Source organism: Anaerococcus kampingae (assembly GCF_046365475.1).
Classification (GTDB): Bacteria; Bacillota; Clostridia; order Tissierellales; family Peptoniphilaceae; genus Anaerococcus; species Anaerococcus kampingae.
On the sequence record NZ_JBGMEF010000044.1, the window covers coordinates 1 to 6,105 of the forward strand.

General features: G+C 41.1%; 3 protein-coding genes, 18 tRNA genes and 1 rRNA gene. All 22 read left to right on the forward strand.

Features of this window, described 5'->3' with window-relative positions:
- The first annotated feature begins 141 nt into the window (after nucleotides 1-141).
- The 22 genes from rrf to ACCQ42_RS09575 all read left to right on the forward strand — a co-directional run bounded on the left by rrf (nucleotide 142) and on the right by ACCQ42_RS09575 (nucleotide 5,907).
- A 5S ribosomal RNA gene (rrf, locus tag ACCQ42_RS09470) occupies nucleotides 142-258 on the forward strand.
- Nucleotides 259-360: 102 nt separating this feature from the next.
- A tRNA-Asn gene (locus tag ACCQ42_RS09475) sits at nucleotides 361-435 on the forward strand.
- A 48-nt stretch (nucleotides 436-483) separates the two neighbouring features.
- A tRNA-Leu gene (locus ACCQ42_RS09480) sits at nucleotides 484-572 on the forward strand.
- A 75-nt stretch (nucleotides 573-647) separates the two neighbouring features.
- Nucleotides 648-724 (forward strand) — tRNA-Met (locus ACCQ42_RS09485).
- Nucleotides 725-871: 147 nt separating this feature from the next.
- Nucleotides 872-946: transfer RNA gene (locus ACCQ42_RS09490), tRNA-Glu, on the forward strand.
- A 94-nt stretch (nucleotides 947-1,040) separates the two neighbouring features.
- Nucleotides 1,041-1,116 (forward strand) — tRNA-Val (locus tag ACCQ42_RS09495).
- A 56-nt stretch (nucleotides 1,117-1,172) separates the two neighbouring features.
- Nucleotides 1,173-1,249, forward strand: a tRNA-Asp gene (locus ACCQ42_RS09500).
- A 26-nt stretch (nucleotides 1,250-1,275) separates the two neighbouring features.
- Nucleotides 1,276-1,351: transfer RNA gene (locus tag ACCQ42_RS09505), tRNA-Thr, on the forward strand.
- 30 nt (nucleotides 1,352-1,381) lie between these two features.
- Nucleotides 1,382-1,467: transfer RNA gene (locus ACCQ42_RS09510), tRNA-Tyr, on the forward strand.
- Nucleotides 1,468-1,472: 5 nt separating this feature from the next.
- Nucleotides 1,473-1,546 (forward strand) — tRNA-Gly (locus ACCQ42_RS09515).
- 56 nt (nucleotides 1,547-1,602) lie between these two features.
- A tRNA-Arg gene (locus ACCQ42_RS09520) sits at nucleotides 1,603-1,679 on the forward strand.
- Nucleotides 1,680-1,759: 80 nt separating this feature from the next.
- A tRNA-Gln gene (locus ACCQ42_RS09525) sits at nucleotides 1,760-1,835 on the forward strand.
- A 3-nt stretch (nucleotides 1,836-1,838) separates the two neighbouring features.
- A tRNA-Lys gene (locus tag ACCQ42_RS09530) sits at nucleotides 1,839-1,914 on the forward strand.
- 145 nt (nucleotides 1,915-2,059) lie between these two features.
- Nucleotides 2,060-2,150 (forward strand) — tRNA-Ser (locus ACCQ42_RS09535).
- Nucleotides 2,151-2,244, forward strand: a tRNA-Ser gene (locus ACCQ42_RS09540).
- Between the two features lie 5 nt (nucleotides 2,245-2,249).
- Nucleotides 2,250-2,325, forward strand: a tRNA-Phe gene (locus ACCQ42_RS09545).
- A 92-nt stretch (nucleotides 2,326-2,417) separates the two neighbouring features.
- A tRNA-Trp gene (locus tag ACCQ42_RS09550) sits at nucleotides 2,418-2,493 on the forward strand.
- Between the two features lie 151 nt (nucleotides 2,494-2,644).
- Nucleotides 2,645-2,721 (forward strand) — tRNA-Ile (locus ACCQ42_RS09555).
- Between the two features lie 26 nt (nucleotides 2,722-2,747).
- A tRNA-Ile gene (locus ACCQ42_RS09560) sits at nucleotides 2,748-2,824 on the forward strand.
- Between the two features lie 789 nt (nucleotides 2,825-3,613).
- The gene (locus ACCQ42_RS09565) at nucleotides 3,614-4,126 is read left to right on the forward strand and encodes a nitroreductase family protein (RefSeq protein WP_410036009.1); all 513 of its coding nucleotides are present in this window, start codon (nucleotides 3,614-3,616) and stop codon (nucleotides 4,124-4,126) included.
- An 85-nt stretch (nucleotides 4,127-4,211) separates the two neighbouring features.
- On the forward strand, nucleotides 4,212-4,937 hold the full coding sequence (locus tag ACCQ42_RS09570; protein WP_410036010.1) for a hypothetical protein: 726 nt from the start codon (nucleotides 4,212-4,214) through the stop codon (nucleotides 4,935-4,937).
- A 175-nt stretch (nucleotides 4,938-5,112) separates the two neighbouring features.
- On the forward strand, nucleotides 5,113-5,907 hold the full coding sequence (locus ACCQ42_RS09575; RefSeq protein ID WP_265215345.1) for an alpha/beta hydrolase: 795 nt from the start codon (nucleotides 5,113-5,115) through the stop codon (nucleotides 5,905-5,907).
- The last annotated feature ends 198 nt before the right edge of the window (nucleotides 5,908-6,105 follow it).

Below are 6,105 nucleotides of genomic sequence, written 5' to 3' on the forward strand. Positions count from 1 at the left end.
CTTTATATCTTGACTGGAAATATTGTTTCCCACTAAGGTGGGGTCCACAAAAAAGTGGATGCTATTTAAGGCAAGCCCGTCCGGCTTATGGAGGACTCTCCATGAAATGGTCGAGCGAAGCGAGAAAGATGGTTCAAAAAATATGGTGATGATTGCATGAGAGATACACCTGTTCCCATACCGAACACAGAAGTTAAGCCTCATAACGCCGATGGTACTGCCTGGGCAACTGGGTGGTAGAGTAGGAAGTCGCCAAACAGTTTAATACAACTAGCCTATTTGGCTAGTTTGTACTAACTGTAAATTTCATAATAAGTATTGACAAAATCAAAAAAACATGCTATTATATTATCATGTCATGCTTAGGTAGCTCAATGGTGGAGCACCCGGCTGTTAACCGGTAGGTTGTGGGTTCGAGTCCCACCCTGAGCGCCAACAAACTTTTATTAGTTTGAAGCCGAAGCCGCTTTTAACTTAATATGTGCCGGGGTGGCGGAACTGGCAGACGCACAGGACTTAAAATCCTGCGGTGGTTAAACACCGTATCGGTTCGATTCCGATTCTCGGCACCAATAGCTTAGAGAAGCTAACAGTTAAATAAATGTACAGTTGCAAGCAATTAGATTACCATATCTAATGCGAATTATCGCGGGATAGAGCAGTCTGGTAGCTCGTCGGGCTCATAACCCGGAGGTCGTAGGTTCAAATCCTGCTCCCGCAACCAATACATAAAAAAGATGAATGAGGCCCCATGGTCAAGCGGTTCGAAGCCCCTAACCCCAATTGTGAAACAATTGGCTGGTAGGTCTGGTTACCGCTCGTATAGTGTGAACAAAATAGAATTAAATACTTGAATTAATGTTTAAATTAAGGCCCCATGGTCAAGCGGTTAAGACACCACCCTTTCACGGTGGTATCCCGGGTTCGAATCCCGGTGGGGTCACCAAAAGCAAGCCACTCCGGCTCTTGGAGGAGGCGCGCCCTACAGGCGCGAAATACCGCAGGACGAAGTCCGAGGACTTACAAAATGTTCTGTTTTTGGAAGTATAGCTCAGTTGGGAGAGCATCTGCCTTACAAGCAGGGGGTCACAGGTTCGAGCCCTGTTACTTCCACCAGAAGTAATAAAATATTACTCATTACATTTTGTTATCCTATAATAAAATGTTGATGAGGCCTGGTAGTTCAGCTGGTTAGAATGCCGCCCTGTCACGGCGGAGGTCGTGGGTTCGAATCCCATCCAGGTCGCCATTTGGATTGCAATAGTGATCCAATGTGCTGATGTAGCTCAATTGGCAGAGCAATTGATTTGTAATCAATAGGTTGTAGGTTCAAGTCCTATCATCAGCTCCAGTAAGTTTTATATAAAAATATTATAATTGTGGGGATGTTCCAGAGTTGGCCAAATGGGACGGACTGTAAATCCGTTAGCTTAGCTTTCAGTGGTTCGAATCCGCTCATCCCCACCAACCTTGCGGGTGTAGCTCAGTGGTAGAGCCCCAGCCTTCCAAGCTGGTTGCGAGGGTTCGATTCCCTTCACCCGCTCCACTAAAAGATAAATAAATCTAATAGCGGCAACTACTAATGCCATGCAGGATGATTATGCGCCTTTAGCTCAGCTGGATAGAGCAACGGACTTCTAATCCGTGTGTCCCAGGTTCGAATCCTGGAAGGCGCGCCAAATCTTACATATGTAAGAAATTATAAAAAAAACTTGCAAAAACGTCAAAGATGTGTTATACTATATTAGTACGTGACTGTTGGGATATAGCCAAGTCGGTAAGGCACCAGACTTTGACTCTGGTATGCGTAGGTTCGAGTCCTGCTATCCCAGCCATATGATCCATTAGCTCAGCCGGTAGAGCACCTGACTTTTAATCAGGGTGTCCGGAGTTCGAATCTCCGATGGGTCACCAATAACTTCCACCTAGCTCACTTTACATAAGTGAGCAGGAGAGAAGTAGGCTTAAGGCCAACTCGTTGATTTTTATCAACGATTTAATTTTATATCCCTAAAGGATATTAAAGGCAAGCCATTTGAATACTTTTATTATAAAATAAGGAGAGGTACCGAAGCGGTCATAACGGGGCGGTCTTGAAAACCGTTAGAGTCTTTCGGCTCACAAGGGTTCGAATCCCTTCCTCTCCGCCAGGAGAAGTACTCAAGTGGCTAAAGAGGCTCCCCTGCTAAGGGAGTAGATCCTTTCAAAAGGGATGCGAGGGTTCAAATCCCTCCTTCTCCGCCAAATATGCCCAGATAGCTCAGTCGGTAGAGCAGGGGACTGAAAATCCCCGTGTCGGTGGTTCGATTCCGCCTCTGGGCACCAAATAAGCTAATATGACTAAATCCTAAGTCATGGGGCTTATAAAAGCCCAAGGCTTTATTTTTTAGAAGTTTTAGCTTTTAATGAAAGGATTTAGGGGAGTAGTTCAGCTGGCAGAACGTCGGTCTCCAAAACCGGATGTCGCGGGTTCAAATCCTGTCTCCCCTGCCAAAAGCAAGCCCGTCCGGCTCGATGAGGACAGCCCGTTCGGCTCATAAAGGACCCTCCATGCGAAGTCCTAACACCATTTCTGAAATAAATGGATTGTAGGTCTGGTGCAGAGGCAGAATGGTCGAGCGAAGCGAGAAATCTTTATATTTGTGGACCTGTAGCTCAGGTGGTTAGAGCGCACGCCTGATAAGCGTGAGGTCGGTAGTTCGAGTCTACTCAGGTCCACCATAAATTTCATAGGATACCAGTTATATGGGGCTTTAGCTCAGTCGGTTAGAGCGCCCGGCTCATAACCGGTAGGTCCAGGGTTCGAGTCCCTGAAGCCCCACCAAGCATTTCTAAAGAAGTGCTTATTTTTTTGGGAAATTTGGGAGCGGACCTACCGGTAACAAGCCTGCCCGGCTCATTGAGGGCTCATAACCTGACGACATCCCGTTTGCTTCGCAAGCTTATCCGAGCTATCGCGCTAGATTTCGGGGCAAACACCCAAAATCAAGGGGTGTTTACCAGGTGGATAGCCCGTCGGCGTGTGAGACGGTTCGAGTCCCTGGCTACGGCATAAGACTTTCCATGGCTTATCTTTTGGATTCACCAAGACAAGTCCCTGAAGCCCCACCAAGCATTTCTAAAGAAGTGCTTATTTTTTTGGGAAATTTGGAGCGGACCTATCGGTAACAAGCCCGTCCGGATCGTAGAGGACAGCCCGTCCGGCTCATTGAGGACCTCTTTCGGGCTTGAGAAAATCGCTTACTTTGTAAGCTTTCCGTACTATCGCACTATTTTTTCTCCTTAAACATCCAAAATAGCCTTGCATAAGACATTCCATGATTCGCTTTTCAAGCTTATCAGGATATGTCTATAAATGGATGTTTAAGTGCCCTGCTTTTTCGCCACAAAAGCCCCAAATAGCTCTGCATAAGACATTCCATAACCCGCTTTGCTCGTTAGTACATGTCTATAGCTCTGCATAAGACTTTCCATTGCTCATCTTCGATTCGCAAGGACAAGTCTATAAAGCCCCACCAAGCATTTCAAAAGAAGTGCTTACTTTTCACCTTAACTAAGCAGCTTTATTTTATTTTTACAATTTTTGGGTAAATATAGATAGAAGGGAGTTTTTATGGAATTTATTGATTTAGTTAAAGAGCGTTATTCATGCAAGAATTTTGCTAGTCTTGCCTTAGATAGGGATGATTTGGAGAGAGTACTTGAGGCTGGTCGCCTTGCACCTACTGCTAAAAATAACCAACCTCAAAGAATATATGTGGCAGAATCTAAAAAGACTCTTGCTATTATAGATGAGCATACACCATGCCGTTATGGGGCACCTACAGTGCTTGTTGTTGCCTTCGATAAGGATAATATATATACATATCCTGGCGATAAGTATGATTCTGGTGTGGAAGATGCGACAATTGTGGCAACCCACATGGTCCTTGCTGCTGCTTATGAAGGGGTTGATTCTTGTTGGATTAATTTCTTTGATCCAGATGAGCTTGCAAAGGCCCTAGATTTACCAGAAAATGAGCAAATAGTCTGCCTAATAGATTTAGGCTATGCCAATGGTGATGGCAAACCACTTGCTAACCACACCAACCGCAAAGACCTATCAGAAACATTTAAATTTATTTAAGCAAGGCCCTTAAATGGGTCTTTTTAAATTTAATATAGGCTTAAAAAGAGTAAAATATTTTAATAACTTATAATGAAGGATGTATATGAAAAAAATATTTTTGTTAGGGCTTTGCCTGATATTAGTAGGATGTGCAGGCCAAGGCCAAGAAAAAGAAAATACTAAAAAACAAATAAGCCAAGCTAAATCTTTAAATGAACAAGTCTTTAACTTTCTTGATGGCAAAAACCTAAAAGATTCATTTTCAAATCCCTACGCCTATAGCTCGCTCAATTTTTATGACAAGGGCGACTTCGATGGAGATTTTCTCTCAAACTCTGACCTAGATGGTCAAGATTTTGGACTAAAGACAGAAAGTCAGGAGACCTATAATAGGTCTGAGATTCATAAGTCTATTTTTTCTGGTAAATTTAAAATAGTCGATACAATAGAAAAGGGAATCTATAAGCTGAAGTTAACCGATTTTTCAATAAATAATCAAAAGGGGCCAGATGCGGAAATCAAATACCAATCTTGGGTAGACTTTGCGAATGGCTTGGGAGTAGATGATGAATACATTCTCTACCTAAAGGGAGCCCCACTTGATGCTTATCTTTTAGAAAATAACCAGTATAAGGAAATTATTGAAGAGGTTCATGAGGAAGAAGGTCATGATGACCATGATCATAATCACCAAGATCATGATGAAGAAGACAATGATCATGATGAAGCTTTTGAGGCTTATGGGATAATCTTATACAACAAGACCCAAGGAATAATATTTACAGAACATGACAAGTGGGCCTATACACACCATCACCACCACGATTAAGGGCCTTATATTCACTTGAAATTATATCGATATATAAAACTATACATGATTAAGAAAAATCCAGCCTGGCTTAAAATAGGCTGGATTTTTTATATATAAATAACCAAGAGGACCTTTTTATTGATATATATCTATAAAATTATATAATTATAGAAATAAAAAGAAAGGAAAAGCCATGTCTAATATAAAAAGGGAAAATAATCTTGAAGAATATTACCTAGAAATGGATTATAAAAAAGAAATAAGAAGGATAAGGGTAATCTTGCCCTATTCTTACAATCAAAATAAATCTAGAAAATATCCGGTAGTCTACTTACACGATGGGCAAAATATTTTCTTTGACAATGAATCCTATTCAGGTAGATCTTGGGGACTCATAGAAACAATCAGGGACAATAAAAATCTTAAAGAATTCATAGGTGTAGCCATAGATAATAGCCCAGCAAGGATGGCAGAATATAGTCCTTGGCCCCTTGATCAAAGTCTAGCAGACTTAAAAATAGAAAGGCCAGAAGGGGATGCTTATGCAGATTTCATTTTAAATACCTTAAAGCCCTTTATAGACCAGAAATTTAGGACTAAAAAAAGTAAGAAATTTACATCAATGATTGGCTCATCAGCCGGAGCCAATATATCAGCCTTTATAGGCAAAAAATACCAAGCCAAAATAGGAAACTTAGGCATATTCTCCCTAGCAAGTTTCGCCTTTAAGGATGAATTTGAAAATTACTTTAAAGATACAAGACTAAAATCCAACCAAAAAATCTACATCAAAGTAGGCACAGAAGAGAGTGGGGAAAGAAAAATAAGCCAAGCCTATATAGATTCATCGATAAAATATTATGACCTCCTAATAAAGGCAGGGATTCCAATAGATAATATAAAATTAAGAATAATAAGCGGAGACACCCATTCTGAAGAAGATTGGGCTAAGAGCTTATTGGATTGCTTGGGTTTTGTTTTACAATAAAATTGGATGATTGTTTTACAATAAAATAATATGTTATTATTGGGGGTTTTATTATCCAAGATAATATTATTATTTAGTTTAATTCTTCGTTATTTTATCTTTTATTAAATTATGATTATTTATTATTGAATCTTCGTAATAAGGGGGAACGCTAAGGGGGCGGCAGAGGCCCCTATGGTACCCCCAAAAAGTTGTAGC

Coding starts and splice junctions, on each gene's coding strand:
- ACCQ42_RS09565 (WP_410036009.1), top strand. CDS start 3,614: ATGGAATTTATTGATTTAGTTAAAGAGCGTTATTCATGCAAGAATTTT.
- ACCQ42_RS09570 (WP_410036010.1), top strand. CDS start 4,212: ATGAAAAAAATATTTTTGTTAGGGCTTTGCCTGATATTAGTAGGATGT.
- ACCQ42_RS09575 (WP_265215345.1), top strand. CDS start 5,113: ATGTCTAATATAAAAAGGGAAAATAATCTTGAAGAATATTACCTAGAA.